The sequence below is a fragment of the Alkaliflexus imshenetskii DSM 15055 genome, assembly GCF_000517065.1.
GTDB lineage: Bacteria > Bacteroidota > Bacteroidia > Bacteroidales > Marinilabiliaceae > Alkaliflexus > Alkaliflexus imshenetskii.
The window spans coordinates 113,666-131,632 of record NZ_KI912105.1; the positions used below are offsets into that span (position 1 = coordinate 113,666).

A 17,967-nucleotide genomic window follows, 5' to 3' on the forward strand; every position below is an offset into this window, starting at 1 on the left:
ATCAAAATACCATCGGTAAACATAATTACTGCCAAATCCTGTGGCTGTAGCATCCAAACGAATGGTGCTGCCTACGCATAAAGGAGTGGAAGAGTTGTTAACCAGGTTATCGATTGTAGGTAAAGGATTTACCGTTAACGTAAGAGGGATATTTAAAACACTTTGACACCCATTTCCATCAGTTACAGAAACCAAGGTATAGGTTGTAGTAGTTAAAGGTGAAACAGTTATACTAGAACTATTGACACCTGTAACAGAGACAGGAGGTAAATCTCCGGAACCATCATTATAAATGAAACTCCATGAAGGAGATATAGATCCGGTTGTTAGGGTAACAAGTAAATTCTTATCTTCATTGATACATACCTCAGCAGGTAAAGTGGTTGTGAAAGTAGCTGCTGGTGAATCATAAACAGGAATTATAATCTCTGTTTCATCAGTACAACCAGTACTGTTGGTAACAACCAATCTGATGGTAGCATTACCTACCTCAGCCAAAACTGGCGTAAATACAAATGTTGACGAAACGCCTGATTGTCGCGAGAATCCATTAACAAAAAACTCATAATTGGTATACGAGGCATCGGTTGCGGCCGTAAAAGTACCACTTGTTCCAAGACATATACCCGATGGAGAAGTTATAAATTGCGCCACTGGAATGGCATTCACAACTATTTCACGCGTTACCGTGGTGCTTCTGCAGCCCTTTGCATCAGATACAAAAACGCTATAGGTTCCGGATTGAGCTACAGTAGCGTTGTTGATTGTAAGCACATTACCAGTTGCAGAAATGGGCGACCAGTTATAAGTTAATGTACCCGTACCGCCTGCACCAAGCGTAGAAAGCGTGATGGACTCTCCTTCACATATAGCGTTTCCAGGATCGGTAGAAAGCGTGATGGGATTAATCGTAGGATTGGGGTTCACTGTCAGTGTAGCAGTGGCAATGGTAGCTGAACAGCCATTGAAATCTCTAACCTCTACACTATAATTGGCCGCATCGGCGAGCGTTAGTGCAGTAAATGATAATGAGGATCCTGTTTCAGTGAGAATCTCTACACCATCCTTGAACCATTTGTATGTATAAGGCTCAACTCCGTTACTCACAACTGGAGTAAGCGTAATGTTTTCACCCGCGCAGGCTTCGGCTGAGTTTAGCGTGACTACCGGATTAACATTTATTGCAACGGTGGTGTTTATTGTACGTTCACAGCTATTTCCATCAACTACTAAAACGGAATAAGTTCCGGCCATTGCAGTGGTTACATTTGCAATGCTGGGATTCTGAAGACTACTGGTAAACCCATTGGGGCCAGTCCACGAGTAACTGGTGCCACCGGTAGCCGTTAAGTTAAGAGTTTCGCCAACGCATAGAGGCGCATTGCTGCCAATGGTTACGGTAGGTAATGGATTAACCGTAACTGTGCCATTCATAAACTGGCCACATCTGTTTAATGCCACATTTCGTGCAAAAACACTATAAACGCCAACTTCAGGATTACTAACATTGAAAACAATGGGGTTTCCTGTTCCAGTTATATAAAATCCAATCCCATCAGTTGAATTCCGACGTAACTGATACTGCATTCCTGGCTCAGAAGACTCAAGAACAAATGTTAATAATGGCGAAACACATTCAAATTCATTAGGTCCAAAATTAATTTGGTCAGGAACCTTATAGACATATGTATAATCATAATTGCTAGCAACAACAAAACCTAAGTTATTCCTTTGCTCAAAGCTAAAATATATCTCTGTTCCAAAATAAGGTACATCAATAGAATTAGGATAAAAACGATATACACGATCTAACCCTTCTCCGACATATTCGCCCCATTCTGTATGCGTTTCTTCTGAACCATAAAAAGTTTTTACGATCCATACAATTGATGTTGCGCTTGGATGCCAAGAGTCAGGTACCAAATCGACATAACCTTCATTACTACAATAATTGATATCTAATGATGATATGACACCTAAATTTCCAGCTAATGCTATATTATCATTTTGTTGGATAAATGACTTTTTAAATAGCTCTGGAGTTATGCTTCCTTTCTGTTGGCCGGATACGACAACAGTAAAAAGCATAAACAGTAACGACAACAAAAAAGGTCTATGTAAATATCTACAAATCATATCCTAAGCATTAGGGTAAGACATTATATCTTAAATATGTTTACTAAAAATCGAACTTACAAAAATAATCGAATTCCTTAATGAACAAGGAACTTACACGTAAAAAGCAATGAATTTAATTGGCTTACTCCTATGAAAAAGGTACATTTTGTTCAAATGATGCTGGTCATGTACTTCACCTCTTTACTATCAAAAATCAACATCAAAAACAACCTACCCGCAACCCCATTGCAAACTAACCCAATACAACAATTCACCACTTAAATACACATCGAAATTGTGGATTTGAACAACTGAAATCACCCTCTTTAGAATGATTATAAATCCTCAAAAAATTTATACGAATAGTTATATATTTTGTTTCAGAATACGCGGTGGCTCTAAATTCATTACCCTTTGATTTAAAACTTACTGATACTAAACCTTTAGTTGCTGATAAAGATTGGGGTGATCATCCAGCGCAATCTTCGCAATTTTCAGATAGTCACTAATCCAATCTTGTAATGCTTTTAGTTTTTCCTTTTTTAAAGCCGTTTGCTTTTTAGCATCTTCTTTTGTCTGGTCACACATCAAGGCGATAGAACGTAGGTTCTCTACGTCGTTCATTAAGGCATGAATGAGACTTATGGAAATACCATAATCTTTAAGCGCTGCGGCCCACTGCTCCTCCGTAATGAGCCTGTTACCAAATAAAGCCACCTGATTGATCCACTTGTCAAGCGAAGTCTCTCTGGGGCCATCGAGTTGAAGTGCTTTTCGAACTAACGAATCACCATCAAATGCAATCCGTGCAATTTGCAACATCTTCATATACTGCTTCCTGACAGAAGCATGTAATTTTTTTCGCTCGTCATGGGCAGATACCTTACGTTTCATAGCATCTTCCTGTGCTGCATGCAATTGCTGAACCTTGCGAAAAGCACTATCACCCTCTCGCAATCGTTGCATATTATAACCAAACCTGCCTACTGCTTCTACAATTTGGGGATTCGATATAGAAATCCCAAGCAGTTCAGACACCTTCGTCATAAAGTCATCAAATGATAGTTTCGTAAAGTGCATTGTATAAAGTTTACTCTATAACTCAATTTACAAATATATCTAAATTAATATTAATCTTGCAACATAATTATATCAAAAATTTTATCTAAGCATAAACTTTTTCAAATTTTTTATATAAAATTCGAAAATTTAATATGTTTTTTAATGATAGATATTTTTTAGTTCAAATTCACTCAAAATATTTCTAATTGATATAAACTAAATTCAATCTATTTATAAAATTATATACTTCTTTAAATACTATATTAATCGAAGACTAAAAAATTATATAGGAATATTCTGATTAACTAATTTGCAAGAATATTTTTAATAGACATCAAATAATTAATAACCGCATCCATAAAAATTGAGTACGATTAAATTATGACAAAGTAGAAGCATAATATTTGGGTAAGATTTCCATGAAATGGATCAGACAGACGTAATTAACAAATGCCACATAATCACAATTTCTCATATAGGATGAGTATTTCGGATAAAACAGGCATCTTTGTGGTGCAATTAAAATTTTGAATGGCAAAAGACAGATTCACTAGCGCAGGACAGAACAATCATTATAAGGCAAATTTAAATCTGGCTCTGCCTGTTATGTTATCACAAGCCGGACAGATGGTTGTAGTTCTGGCTGATAACCTTATGGTAGGCCAGTTAGGTGCTACCCAGCTGGCAGGCGCAGCATTTGCTAACAACTTATTTGTGGTTGGGATGGTATTTACCATGGGACTTATAAATGGCTTAACACCTTTGGCAGGAAAAGCGTTTGGCAGTGGTAACCGTGCGGAAGCTGTGAATTGGTTGCGGCAGTCATTCACTACCTTCCCTGTAATTTCCACAATTCAGGCATTGGTTATGGCGGCGTTGGTTTTGTTTATGCCATTTATGGGACAACCCGATGAAGTAGTAAAACTAGCCATTCCTTATTATCTGGTACTCGTTACCTCTTTAATTCCCTTTCAGTTTTTCTTTATCTTTAAACAGTACGCGGAGGGATTAGGCAACACCCGCATTGCCATGACAATTACCCTTACGGCCAACATCATCAACATCATTCTGAATTATATCTTTATATATGGTAAGTTGGGATTGCCTGCAATGGGATTAATGGGTGCTGGTTATGCCACCCTTATCTCAAGGATATTTATGCCCATAGCCTTTCTGTTGTTATTTTTCAAGCTTGATTACTTCAAACCCGACAGGGCGTATTGGAAAACCACTCAATTTAGTATCAAAGCGGCTGTAAAACTGCTAAAACTTGGATTTCCAATTGCAGGACAGTACATTGTGGAAGTGCTTACATTTAGTTTGGGAAGTATTATGATGGGATGGCTTGGGGAAGCGGCACTTGCTGCTCATCAGGTTGTAATCAGCCTGGCCAGCCTTACATACATGACATCGGCCGGATTGGCGGCCGCAACGACCATAAAAGTGAGTCATTTCAGAGGGGAAAAGAGATTTAAGAGCATCATTCATTCAGTAAATGCATCTCTACGTATGGTAATCATCTTCATGTCGATAAGCGTCACGATGTTTTTGCTGTTCAGATACAGAATACCCGCCTTGTTTGTGCCAGATGCAGAAGTTATCAGCATAGCTGCCGGATTGATGCTTGTTGCAGGACTATTTCAGATATTTGATGGCATTCAGGTGGTGTCACTTGGCGCACTGCGTGGACTGGAAGATGTTAAAACCCCCATGCTGATGGTCATTATTGCCTATTTCCCAGTTGCATTGCCTATTAGTTACGTCTCTGCATTTGTGCTGGGCTGGGGGCCACAAGGCATTTGGTTGGGATATATGGCTGGTTTGTTGATGGCCGGCATTCAGTTGCTACTCCGTTTTAGATGGAAAACAAAGCTATTGACAGCCAGCTGTAAAGAACAACTCTAACCAACCACATTCACTTCGCGCTCTAACACGATACCAAACTTTGCTTTGATATCCTGTTCAATTGATTGAGCAAGCCGGATGATATCTGAACCTGTGGCACCTCCTAAATTAATTAATACAAGAGCCTGTTGCGCATGTACTCCGGCAAAACCGGCTTTATGTCCCTTCCATCCGGCTTTTTCGATCAACCAACCGGCAGGTACCTTTACCAATGTGCTATCGCCCGATTCATAAAAAGGTATATTTGGGTTATCAATCTGAAGCTTTTTTAATAGATCAATGGTTATCAGTGGATTCTTAAAAAAACTCCCGGCATTGCCATACTCTTCCGGATCGGGTAGCTTGGACTGACGAATGGAGATGATGGCATTACGAACTGAGACCAAATTAGGTTCTTCTAAGTTTTTCTCAAATAAATCCTTCAAAGAGCCATACCCCAAATGAAATGTCTTCACTTTACTTAGTCGCAGGGTAACATGCGTAATCACTACTTTATCCTTTAAACCACTTTTAAAAATGCTGTTACGATATCCAAATTCAGCTTCATGGGCTTCAAAAACCTGGGTTTCACCAGAATCTAACCAAACAACATCAGCCGTGTGAAACAGATCTTTCAACTCCACACCATAGGCACCAATGTTTTGCACCGGCGAAGCACCTACATTACCAGGGATAAGCGACAGATTTTCAATACCATAATAATCTTTTGAAACACACCATAACACCAAATCGTCCCATACCACACCGGCACCCACTTTCACCAGTACCTCTTCACTGTTTTCAGATATCACCTCAATGCCAGGAATCAGATTGTGAAGCACTACACCTTTAAAGTCATCCGTAAATAACAGATTGCTTCCTCCTCCGAGAAGTAAAATCCTTTGATTGGTTAATTTCCCTGAGGAGATCAATTCCATTAATTCTGACACTGAATCGAAGGCAAAATAATCATCTGCTACAGCATCAATTCCGAAAGTATTGTGTGGTTTTAAATTATAGTTCTTATAATGAATCATTTCCAGAAAAAAATCAACAATTAAAAAAGAAGATGAGCAAGAAAAAAGCATAGAACACCTATTCTTCACACCATGCTAATGCGAAAAATAGCCTGACCCATAATATCCATAGGCATTGGCGGCTTCTTGCACATCGTTCATCACCAACCCCAAACAGCCAATTTTCTCACTCAAAAGATTGGACAGAGAAATAGTAAGGTGCTCCTTATTTGTAACCCCTGCCCTAACCACATAGAGATGACAATCAGCCAAATCCATCAACAAACGTGCATCAGATACCAGGCCAACAGGAGGGGTATCAATAACTATCACATCGAAATGGGCTCTCATTTTTTCGAAAAGCTCGGTAGTTTTCGCAGAAGATATCAGCTCTGATGGGTTTGGCGGAATCATTCCTGCCGATATAAGAAACAAATCCTTTTGGTCGGTAGATTGAACAATGTCTTCAAAACCAACCTGACCAATCAGATAGTTGCTGATGCCATGTTGGTTTGAGCGGTTAAAAAGCACAGATAATCGAGGTTTGCGCAGGTCAAATCCCACGAGCAAGGTTCGTTTTCCTGATATTGCAAAGACAGATGCCAGGTTAATGGCGCAAAAAGTTTTTCCTTCGCCGGTGTTTGTAGATGTAACGGATATTACCTTACCTGGATTTTGCGACAACAAGAATTTCAACTTCGTACGCAACGACCGGAAAGACTCCGCTATAATTGACTCCGACTTATTCAGTACCACATTCTCTTCGTTCTCCTTGTTTCTGAGAATCTCACCAACAATTGGAACTTCGCGAAATATCCCTGTAATGTCGTCGCGTGATCTTACACGCGTGTTAAACAACTCCAGAATGGCTATTATAAGGGCAGGAATAAGCAAACCACCTATAAGTCCACGGCTGAAAAGACTGCGCCTGACGGGTGTAACTGGTCCAGAAAAGGTGGCATTATCCAACACCTCATTATCGGGGACATTGGAAGCTTTGGCAATTTGCATTTCAGAATTTTTCTGGAGCAAAAAAGTATATATGGCATCATTCAGCTTGTGTGTTCTTTCAAGAGCCAAATAGTCGCGCTCTAATTCCGGCAGATCGCCAACCTTGGAAGAGAGCAGCGCCACATGGCGGTCAATTTCTGCACGTTGCATCTGAATGCTCTCCATCTGTTTCTGTATGGATGCCAACAAAGACCTTCTGGAAAGTTCAATTTTTTGAGCCAGTTCTGTCTTATATGGATTGGAAGCCCCGGCAACACCCTCCATCATATGAAACTCTTTGATGAGATTCAGGTGCTCAACAACAAATTGCTGCACAATACTAGCCGGTTCACTCGAAAATGCAGGAAGCATGTAATCATTGTCATCCAGACTATTTTCCATTAGTCGCTTACTTACCGATGACAAATAATCATAACTCACATCCAGTATCCGCCTCTCCTTCTCCTTCTCAAAAAACTCCATTGATAAACGCTGTGATACCTCTGAAGGCATCATGAAGCGGTTACTCCGTCTGAAATCCATCAATTTTTGTTGCGTAATCTTCAAAGTGTCGGCAACCTGGTTCAATTGTCGCTGTATAAAGTCGATTGACCGACTAGCCATGTCATTCTTTCGCTCAAGGTTATCCTTTATAATCTCTTCGGAAAAGACATTTAGAAAACGCACCAGTTTTTGCGGTTGGTGCCCGTTTGCAGACAAGAATATGATGGAAGAGCCATCCCGATAGGGCGTTACACCCAGCGAGCCGCGCAATTTTGAAGCCACCGATGCGTGTGAATTAAAAATCACATAGTACTTTCCGGACTCGGGAAACCGGCCACTGGCAGACGGATTAACCTCAAAGGAGAAAGCATGGTGCTCTAACTTATGCCCTCCCTCAATATAAGTCTCATAACTAAACTGTTCCGCAAAACCTGTATTTCGCCCTGAATTAAAATTATGAAGTGGCGCACCTTCATTTTTTACTGATATTTTAATACGTCCGTCAGATGAAAAATCAAAATAGATTGGCGTATTTAGTAATTGCGGGTGGGTGGAATCAAACTTAACCACAAATGGTGTTGGATTATATAGTTCTGTGTCGATAAAACTGCCTTTGGAGTAATAAGAAACAGCAAAATCGAGCCTGTCAACCGCACGTAAAACCATGGCGTGGCTACGTATTATAAAAGTCTGGTTTTCCAGAACACGCATCTCGGGCGAGAGACCAAAACCCTCGGTTATAACAGATTGAGGAATACTCCTTTCTGAATTTACCTTAAACAGCATCGTTACGGATGCCCTGTAAACCGGCTGGCTCAATTTATACTGCAACCATCCTACGCCCAATCCCAGCGGTACGAATATCAGAAACAGGTACCAATGTATTACAACCAACCTGATAATTTTCCTGACATCATTAAAACCGTCGCCTTTATGAGGTGCACGATGAGAAGGAACTCCGGGACTATTATTTGAAAGTGACGTCATCCAGAAAAATAATGTTAAACTTCAAATATACATTACTTATATAATCATCCAATATCTGATTACTGCAAAAATTTAAATGTCAGGATAAATCGATGATTCACAAGCAAGCTTTTATTGAGCCTTCGCTTTTCTCACAAACTGCCCGAGCTTACTAAAGTTTTTATAAAACAGCGTTCTAACGCCTCCAATCCGATGTTTCTTAATGGCTCTGTAGTCTTCATAAGATTTCTTGATCAGATTCTTCAAACTTCGGTTACTGGCTCCACCAAGACGCATCTTCACAGTAACTTGAGGCAAATAAGCAACTTTAAGATTTGCAAGGCACAAACAACGCAGCATCCAATCATAGTCCGCAGCAATGGTATATGAGGTATCGAAAAAACCAACTCTGTTCAGAACATCTCTGCTGAAATAAACTGTTGGATGGGGTGGCATCCATCCTTTACGCAATTTTTGAAACTCAAACAGACCACTTTTCCAATATCGGATAACCTTGTCGGGATTGTCAGCACTGATATACATTAAATCGGCATAAAGCAAGTCGAAAGCATTGGCATCATATACGGATATAATAGATTTCAGTGTGTCACTGGAAGCCAAAACATCGTCAGCATGTATTATTCCAATTATATCGCCCGTTGTCATTACAAGTCCCTTATTCAGACCATCATAAATACCCTTATCGGGTTCACTGATCCAACGGGTTACCACATCGCTGCTCTCTTTTAAAAGTTCAACAGTTCCATCGGCAGAACCGCCATCTACTACAATATACTCTAAGTCAATCAAGCCCTGTCTGCGTACAGAGTCGATGGTATCTTTGAGCGTTATGCAACTATTGTAGGTAACAGTAATAAGGGAAATCTTCATTTAACAAATAATATTTCGATGACCTATGGAAGATTTGGCAAACTCACCTTTCTGCTATGTTTATCCTTTAGCATCCGTTTTTTGCGTATTCGGATGGCCAATGATGGTAGCTGAAAAACAGCAATTCCAAGCATCAGGTTTAAAATCATAAGCCGGATAGTGCCAAAGTCGCGCAACAAATATGAAAGCAGGATAAAACAAACATTTAGAAGCCCGATAAGCAATGCAATTTGAATATGAGAGAATCCCAGCGTGAGCAAACGGTGATGAATGTGAGCCTTATCGGCGGCAAATGGTGATTGCCCTTTGGCAAGGCGAAGAAAAAAAACACGAATGGTATCTATAACCGGTATAATTAAGATGCCAAGTGCTACTGCCGGAGCCGAAATCATGGTATGGTTAAGAGCTGGTCGCAACGAATCCACATTATACTCCATAAAACGGATGGCAAATACGGAAACTATAAATCCAATGAGCAATGAACCTGTATCTCCCATAAAAATTTTTTGGGTTTTTGATACCACATTAAAGTATAGAAAAGCAATCAGCGCGCCAATAAGGATGGCTCCTAAAACAGGCATGGTGGCATCGCCATTTATCAGAAACCAAAACGAGAAACCGACGGTAACAATAATACCTGTTATAGCTGCCAATCCATCAACCCCATCAATAAGATTGAAACCATTTACAATAAAGACGACAAAAAGTATTGAAAACGACATGCTTACAAAATAGTCGGGTCTAAGGCCAAAAAAACCATGAAAGTCAGTAATGCGTAAATCACCAAACCCAACAATGATAAAAGCAGCCAGTAGCTGACCTAACAGCTTCATGATTGGAGCAGTAACCAGAATATCGTCCTTTATACCAATTGAAAAAACGATGAGCATACTCGGGATAAGGAAAGGAATGGCTCTGTAGTCAAACCAATCGAGATAAATTGAATAGGTGAAAATAATACCAATGAAAATGCCCAATCCACCCAATGTAGGCACCCGCTGTTTATGCACGCGTCGTTTGCCCGGCTCGTCAAAAAGATTTTTTGAGTGGGAAACTTTCAAAATGGTTGGAATGGAGGCAAAAACCAAAACAAATGAGACCAACCCGGCAAACAAGATTTGTAATAGGATATCGTAATTTATCATATTGTCATAAATTGATGACAAATTTACAAAAAAGCATTGAGTGAATTAAAAAATATTACGTTAGTAAGTGCTAATTTGTTACCGTATGCATAAAAACTATTGATATAAACCTATGAATTGGAACTTTTCAAAAAGAAAAGTTAAATTTGCCAGTTAAAGGCATTTCGGCAACATCACCAAATGCGTATTATATCCATCTGATAATAAATTTATATGCATCTAACAGGCGCCCAACACCTGCCTTTTTTAAGGTCAGTTATTTTAATCTGCATCGTTGGATTGGCAGGTTGTATTCCTCATAAAGAGATTATATATTTTCAGGATCATTCAGAGCGGAAAAACTATGAAAATCCCTATGCTCCTATAGATGGCATTACCGAGAAATACATACTTCAACCAAATGACTATCTGACCATTAGAGTAACAAGCTCAAATCCCAAGCTTACTGAGTTTTTCAATCCGGGTGGAAGCACTCAGGCTGTTACCGCCACAACTCAATCACCATTATACCAATATCCGATTGATGACAATCATGAAATTGACTTTCCCTTTGTTGGAAAAATCAATCTGAAAGGCGCAACTCGGGCGCAGGCAACAGAATTAATACGTGAGGCACTGCTCCCTTTTGTAACGGATGCGCAAATCACGGTTCGTCTGGCCAATCCATCCTTTATTGCGCTTGGCGAAACCAATACCCGGGGCAGAATTGCGATGGGAAAAGAACAAATTACCATATTCGAAGCTATAGCCCTTGCAGGCGACGTAAGAACATTTGGCAAAAAAAGGAAAGTGAAAATTATCAGGCCTACCTCAGACGGCGCCCAAAGCTTTTATATTGACATTACCGATAAAAACCTTCTGGATTCGGACAAATACTATATTTATCCCAACGATATACTTTACATTCGTCCGATGCGGGCCAGAGCCTGGGGAATTGGAGAATCATTCTCGTTTGGTATTTTGACTTCAGCTTTGGCATTATACCTTACAGTCTCTGCGCTAATAAAATAAAAAGAAATTATTGATGAATCAAAATATACCTTCCTCATCAAAGAACCCAAACACTGGCAGCCCAATAAGGAGCGAAGTCCCACCGCATTTTGTACTCGATTATAAAAAGATACTTCTGGACCTGCTCAGATTTTGGTGGCTTTTTGTGATAGCCGTAATGGTAGCCATGTTCATTGTACAGATGAAACACCGTTATGCTCAACCAGTTTATCGGGCATCACTCACCATGCTGATGGAAGAGCGGGGCACTGAAAAGCCGCAAAGCAACATGATGGAGGGTTTCGGTTTGAGCTCGGCCATGCGGGCTGTAGAGAACCAGATAGCCATTTTACGGTCGTGGGAAACCATCAGGCAGGCCATTCGTGAATTGGATTTTCATGTCTCCTATTTTAGAACAGGCAGAGTAAAGAACACGGAAATTTATGGCTCAACGCCGTTTATTGTGCACTTTGACAGCTTCACACCCCAGCTGCTCAATACACCCATTTACCTATCCGTAGTTGACGCACAACACTACCGCCTGCATATAAACACCGAACATGGCGCAACCTACAACTATGCAAATGGCAGAACGGGAAATGCCATAGGGAAAATTGACTTGTCGGAAACATACAGATTTAATGAATGGATTAGTCTACCTTGGTTGAAGATTAAAATTGAAAATCAGGAATTATCCAGACCCGAAGAGAGAGGCTTTTTCTTCCAATTTAACAATCCTGACGCTATCACTTCGCACTATCAGGCATTGCTGCATGCACCAAAACCTGCTGATAATACAAGTATTGTGCGCATGTTTGTGACTGGCCATAACACTCCAAAAAATCTGGCCTTTTTAAATAAAGTTGCCGAAGTGTTTATCCGCAATAATCTGGAGCGCAAAAACCAAATAGCAACAAACACCATCCAATTCATTGAAACACAATTAATCGCCATATCCGACTCCTTGTCTGTCAAAGGGGATGAATTAAGCCAGTTTCGCACAACCCATCAAATACAAAGTGTATCAACACAGGCAGAAATTCTTTTTTTGAGACTAGAGAATCTGGCCGATCAAAAAACACAACAACTGCTCACCAAAAGATATTATCAATACCTTACAGACTATTTTTCGGGCGACACCATTGTTAAAGGCACACTTGCACCGGCCGTATATCCAATAAGCAACTCCATGATAACAAACTACATATCAAGAATCATGGAGCTTAATCTGGAATTGCAAACTCTGCAACAGAGTGTAAACCCATATTACGAAGATATCGAGAGTAAGATTGAAGTTTCGCGTCAAACACTGCTCAAAGCTATCTCAAATCAGATGGAACTTATTGATACGGAGATTGCACGCATCGACCAATTGAGGCTGGAAAACACCTCGCAACTCTATTTGTTACCGGAGAAAGAGCGACAACTTTTTGGAATTGAACGGCAGTTCGACCTGAACAATGAAGTGTACACTTTTCTGCTACGGAAGCGCAGTGAAGCACAGATTCAGAAAGCATCCAACACACCTGACCACAGCATACTGGAAGCAGCACGCTTTGCCGGAATGGTTTCATCCACCATTAACAGCGATCGCCAAAAAGCGCTTATGATAGCATTGATAATTCCGGCTATCTTCATTCTGCTGAAGCAACTCTTAAACAATAAAATATCGGGAACCGAAGATGTCGAGCGCATCACCAGACTTCCAATCATTGGTCACATCATCCACAACCAAAAGAAAGAGGCCAATGTGGTGCACAACCATCCAAAATCGGTGATTACAGAAACGTTCAGGCGCATTAGGTCACGATTGGAATATATGACAGGTGATAAAACCTGCCCCACTATTGCCATATCCTCTTCAATGCCGGGTGAAGGAAAAACGTTCTGCGCACTCAATCTCGCCAGTGTATTTGCCATATCAGGTAAAAAAACCATTTTATTGGGTTTTGATATGCGCAAACCCGGTCTGAACAAGGTGCTCAATCTCAGCAAAGAAGGTGGCATATCCAGCTATCTGATAGGGAAAAGCCCACTGGAAAACCTCATCCAAGCCACCGAAACGGAAAACCTCTTCATTCTGCCATCAGGCGCCATTCCGCCAAACCCGTCTGAGCTCATTAGCTCAAAAAAAGCAGAACAGCTTTTTGAGGAGTTACGTAGCAAATTCGACATTATACTGCTTGATACACCGCCTATGGGTGTGGTGGCTGACGGATACTTGTTGTCGCGACATGCAGATACCGTTGTGTTCCTCACACGCCAAAATTACACAATCAGAGAAGCCTTTAGCCATACCATCAAACAAATGAATGAAGAAGGTATTAAAAACATTGGCATTCTAATCAATGACATACAGGTAAAGAAAGGACTTCTCGGCTATGGCTATGGGTATGGATACGGCTATGGGTATGGCTACGGTTACGGCTATGGGTATGGCTATTACGAAGATTAACAACTGCAAATGTATGAAACAGATTCTCCCTTGTTTTCTTGTTTTAATGGCTGCAATGTGGCCTGTAACATCAAGTTCGCAAACATATAGCATATACAACAACACAGAGTTTGACCCCATAACAAGAGAGCTTTACAAGCCCGGGTTAAACGTGCATACATCTGTGCGGCCATACCGTATGGATCAACTCAACAAATATTTAAATACCGACTCAATACTTTATAGAGGCATTGTACCAAGAGAAGGACATCAGAACATTTGGCGTCGTTTTTTACATGCCGATCTATTTAAATGGGAAGAGAAGGGCGATAATCCGATTACTATAAGGATTAATCCATTGTTTAATTTTGAGCTGGGAAAGGATCAAAAGGATGCTGCAGGCACATGGGTTAATACACGTGGCATCATGGTTGAAGGCCAGTTGGGTAAGAACCTTTCTTTTTACGGTGATTTATATGAAAATCAGGGCGTTTACCCATCCTATCTGCATGACTTTATTGAGAAAAGAGGTGTAGTACCCGGGCAGGGTCGGGCAAAACGATTTGGCGACAATGGTTATGATTTTTCGCAATCAACCGGTTACCTGTCATACAACACCGGACCATGGATAAACCTGAAATTGGGTTATGGAAAGAACTTCATTGGCGACGGACACCGTAGTCTTTTGCTTTCTGATAATACATTTAGTTATCCCTACCTGAAAATGAACACCTCCTTCTGGAAAGTCAACTATATGGTAATGGTGAGCCAATTTAACCATTTGGAAAACACTTTCAGAGGCGGTGATGAACGTTTTGAATACAAGTATGGTGTGTTCCATTATCTTACACTAAATTTGGGTAAACGTGTGTCGTTTGGCATATTCGAGAGTGTGATTTGGGCTGCAGAAGATGAAACCGGCCATCGCGGTATCGATTTGAGTTATCTGGTGCCGGTGGTAGTTTATCGTCCGGTTGAATACGCACTGGGATCACCCGACAATGTAACGATGGGAGCAAACCTAAAAGTAATATTATGGCCCGGCGCAGCTTTTTACGGACAGTTTGTGATGGGTGAGTTTAAACAGGATGAAGTTTTTAAAGGCACCAAATGGTGGGCCAATAAGCAAGGATTTCAAACCGGTCTAAAGGCATACAATTTCTTAGGCATTCAAAATCTGGACGTACAAACGGAGTATAATCAGGTTCGTCCTTATACCTATTCGCACTACTACCCACTTACCAACTACGGCCATTTTAATCAGGAGCTTGCCCACCCTCTAGGCTCAAGCTTTCGGGAAAACGTTTCTTTTGTGCGATACCGAAAAGGGAGATGGCATATCAATTTAGAAACAATGTATGCCATACATGGAAAGGACTTTGGCGATGGCGTGAGCTGGGGAGGCGACATTTTCATGCCAAGTGTGGACAGGCCTTTTTCACATGGTCACGAGATAGCTCAGGGTTTGCGCACCACCATTAAACATGCAGCTGGCTCCCTATCCTACCTTATCAACCCCAAAAACAACATGAACATAAGCGTAGGAATGAGAAACAGAAGCGAAACAAACAGTGAATACACTCACAACAATCAACATTTATGGGTATCACTGCGCACTTCACTGAGCAACTTTTACTATAATTTTTAACGCTATACGATTTCGCGCAACTTAACTTCCACGGCAGGATTGCCCCGGTAGATGGTATCTGGATTTAAATCGGTAGAAGCAACACTCATTACTGCCAAAACAGAATGGCTTTTACATGTAACACCTGGTGCAACAAGCGACCTTGCTCCAATCCAAACACCATCTTCAAGCACAATAGGTTTGGTTATTAAATTGAACAAAGCACTTCGGTAATCATGGTTACCATTGAGCAGCATCGCGCCCTGCGACAGACAGCAGTCTCGACCAATTAATACCTTGTCGAGCGAATCTATCCACACTTTCTCGCCTATCCACGAAAAGTCACCTATGGAAAGATGCCAGGGGTATTTAATATTTACACCAGGTTTTATCACTACCCCCTTTCCTACATTTGCACCAAACATCCGAAGAAAAAACACTTTTACCGATGACGATGGATTCAATGGGTTGATGAAAAAAAGTGCATTAACGAAATACCAGATGGTTCTGAGGAGTACTCCCCGACCCGGATAATACCAGCGGTTGTCATATTTTGAAAGGTCAACTCTATTTGTTCTCATACATCAGAAATGTGGTTATAACAACACTCAAAGATAACAATTCTGTAGTGACTGAGAGATAACCTGATAATGGAAAGCAGCGCCATCATAAAACCTCTGCTATATATTTTTTACATAAATCGAAGCTCTCAACCGAGACACTAAGTAACTGTTTAAACTAAATTTATAAAACTTGATATAGACGCTAACGCTTTTTGATTTTAGATAGATAGAGAAGTTGTGAAAGATGATTAGATTTATCACATTATCTCTATTATCTTATCTATTAGTCTAAATATCTGATATCTAAAAATCTGCAAAACAAATTTAATGCAAAATTTAAAAAGTCACTTATGATATTAACCGACTTTATTTAGGATTAATTTGTCTTGTTTGTTTCAAACTTTATTATTTACTTTGTAGATGAACTAAAAGAATACAACATGGGCAACAAATTTGAAACAGACAAAGGTGAAGTGTTTATTTATACCGGCAGTTCAGATAAAGAGAAGTCCGGTTGCGCATGTGGTGGAAACTGCGGATGCAAATCCAAAAAAGATGGACCTTGCGCATGCGGAGGCACCTGCAATTGCAAATAATACTCAATTTAGAATGATTAAATTGCCTGATTTGGTGTAAACAACACTTCAAAAACACCGACTTAAGAACAATTTCTCGCTGGTAGTCGCAAACACAACAGACCAATCATAATCTGTTTGTTTGCGACTTTGCGTTATAGACAATTGCATTTCATCATCCTCAGAAAATAAATCCTTGCGGCACTGACAAAAGCGTCGAAGTTTGCAAAATACCATACAAAAAGCATTTACTTTGCAGCTTCGTAAAATCAAAATCACGGCACTATTATGGAAGGGTTTATTTTGTCGAACAAGGGCGAGCTGGCAGCTCTGCTAACAGCTGTATGTTGGACATTTACAAGTCTGGCCTTTGAGTCGGCAGGAAAACGCGTAGGCTCACTGGCTGTCAACCTTATTAGACTTGTTTTAGCATTTTTCTTTCTGGGTACATTCACATACTTTTCTCAGGGACAGTTTTTCCCAACCGGAGCGGATTCGCACGCTTGGTTATGGCTAAGCATTTCAGGCCTTATAGGCTTTGTCATAGGTGATTTGCTGCTATTTCAGGCATTTGTGGTAATTGGCGCCAGGGTTTCCATGTTAATTATGTCGCTTTCGCCACCAATGACTGCTCTGTTTGGCTGGCTCATACTGCGTGAACAACTCTCTATTGCAGCCGCCATAGGAATGATGGTTACCATTTGGGGAATTGCGCTCGTGATTTTGGCTCGACCTCAAAAAGGCAAAAAAATGCAGTTTCACTATCCACTTAAAGGAATATTATTGGCTTTTGGTGGGGCAGCCGGCCAGGGACTTGGTTTGGTGCTTAGTAAACTTGGCATGAGAACAATGGATCCTTTTGTTGCCACACAGATTAGAGTTATCACAGGCATCGTAGGGTTTGCCATTCTCTTTACTGTTACAAGAAACTGGGACAAGATAATTATAGCCATCAAAAACAGGCAAGCAATGTTGCGAATTGGTACCGGAGCATTCTTTGGGCCATTTCTGGGTGTATCTTTAAGTCTGCTGGCTATAAAATATACCACAACGGGTATTGCTTCCACACTAAACTCACTTACACCGGTGTTGATTATTCCTTTCGCCTGGTTCTTTTTAAAAGAAAGAGTAACGCTGAAAGAGATTATTGGTGCTGTGGTGGCAGTGATTGGTGTTTCGATCTTCTTTATCTACTAAAAAAT

12 protein-coding genes are annotated in these 17,967 nt (G+C 40.5%); 5 read left to right on the forward strand and 7 right to left on the reverse strand.

Translation table 11 applies throughout. The features are described 5' to 3' along the window. Together ALKIM_RS0100535 and ALKIM_RS0100540 are read right to left on the reverse strand one after the other, a co-directional pair. Positions 1 to 1,587 (reverse strand): immunoglobulin domain-containing protein (locus ALKIM_RS0100535; RefSeq protein WP_162148776.1); only part of this gene is annotated, 1,587 nt, incomplete at its 3' end. A 966-nt stretch (positions 1,588 to 2,553) separates the two neighbouring features. Beyond that, complete coding sequence (locus tag ALKIM_RS0100540; RefSeq protein ID WP_026472963.1) at positions 2,554 to 3,198, reverse strand: hypothetical protein; 645 nt, start codon at positions 3,196 to 3,198, stop codon at positions 2,554 to 2,556. 513 nt (positions 3,199 to 3,711) lie between these two features. On the opposite strand from ALKIM_RS0100540, the gene ALKIM_RS0100545 reads away from it, so the two are divergent. Continuing rightward, positions 3,712 to 5,085 (forward strand): MATE family efflux transporter, encoded by a 1,374-nt coding sequence (locus tag ALKIM_RS0100545; protein WP_026472964.1) that lies wholly within the window; start codon positions 3,712 to 3,714, stop codon positions 5,083 to 5,085. Here the strand turns inward: ALKIM_RS0100545 and murB are convergent. The 4 genes from murB to ALKIM_RS0100565 form a co-directional block, all read right to left on the reverse strand. Then, positions 5,082 to 6,101, reverse strand: coding sequence for a UDP-N-acetylmuramate dehydrogenase (murB, locus tag ALKIM_RS0100550; protein WP_026472965.1), 1,020 nt, complete (start codon positions 6,099 to 6,101; stop codon positions 5,082 to 5,084). The genes ALKIM_RS0100545 and murB overlap by 4 nt on opposite strands. A 75-nt stretch (positions 6,102 to 6,176) precedes the next feature. Further along, positions 6,177 to 8,561 carry a polysaccharide biosynthesis tyrosine autokinase gene (locus ALKIM_RS0100555; protein WP_026472966.1) on the reverse strand — a complete coding sequence of 795 codons (2,385 nt, stop codon included), beginning with the start codon at positions 8,559 to 8,561 and terminating at the stop codon, positions 6,177 to 6,179. Positions 8,562 to 8,672: 111 nt separating this feature from the next. Continuing rightward, the gene (locus tag ALKIM_RS0100560; protein WP_026472967.1) at positions 8,673 to 9,431 is read right to left on the reverse strand and encodes a glycosyltransferase family 2 protein; all 759 of its coding nucleotides are present in this window, start codon (positions 9,429 to 9,431) and stop codon (positions 8,673 to 8,675) included. Positions 9,432 to 9,454: 23 nt separating this feature from the next. Further along, the gene (locus tag ALKIM_RS0100565) at positions 9,455 to 10,576 is read right to left on the reverse strand and encodes a glycosyltransferase family 4 protein (protein WP_044117651.1); all 1,122 of its coding nucleotides are present in this window, start codon (positions 10,574 to 10,576) and stop codon (positions 9,455 to 9,457) included. Positions 10,577 to 10,789: 213 nt separating this feature from the next. Here ALKIM_RS0100565 and ALKIM_RS0100570 point away from each other — a divergent pair, with 213 nt between their 5' ends. From ALKIM_RS0100570 to ALKIM_RS0100580, 3 genes are read left to right on the forward strand one after another with little or no spacing between them, the layout of a single operon-like run. Further along, the gene (locus tag ALKIM_RS0100570; RefSeq protein WP_026472969.1) at positions 10,790 to 11,587 is read left to right on the forward strand and encodes a polysaccharide biosynthesis/export family protein; all 798 of its coding nucleotides are present in this window, start codon (positions 10,790 to 10,792) and stop codon (positions 11,585 to 11,587) included. Positions 11,588 to 11,600: 13 nt separating this feature from the next. Continuing rightward, positions 11,601 to 14,021: a polysaccharide biosynthesis tyrosine autokinase gene (locus ALKIM_RS0100575; protein ID WP_026472970.1), complete on the forward strand. Its 2,421-nt coding sequence runs from the start codon at positions 11,601 to 11,603 to the stop codon at positions 14,019 to 14,021. Positions 14,022 to 14,034: 13 nt separating this feature from the next. After that, a complete protein-coding gene (locus ALKIM_RS0100580; protein ID WP_235714348.1) occupies positions 14,035 to 15,648 on the forward strand; it encodes a hypothetical protein in 1,614 nt (537 codons plus the stop codon). 2 nt (positions 15,649 to 15,650) lie between these two features. On the opposite strand, the gene ALKIM_RS0100585 is transcribed toward ALKIM_RS0100580, so the two are convergent. Beyond that, positions 15,651 to 16,208: a WcaF family extracellular polysaccharide biosynthesis acetyltransferase gene (locus tag ALKIM_RS0100585; RefSeq protein ID WP_026472972.1), complete on the reverse strand. Its 558-nt coding sequence runs from the start codon at positions 16,206 to 16,208 to the stop codon at positions 15,651 to 15,653. 845 nt (positions 16,209 to 17,053) lie between these two features. Here ALKIM_RS0100585 and ALKIM_RS0100595 point away from each other — a divergent pair. Further along, positions 17,054 to 17,962: a DMT family transporter gene (locus ALKIM_RS0100595; protein WP_026472974.1), complete on the forward strand. Its 909-nt coding sequence runs from the start codon at positions 17,054 to 17,056 to the stop codon at positions 17,960 to 17,962. The last annotated feature ends 5 nt before the right edge of the window (positions 17,963 to 17,967 follow it).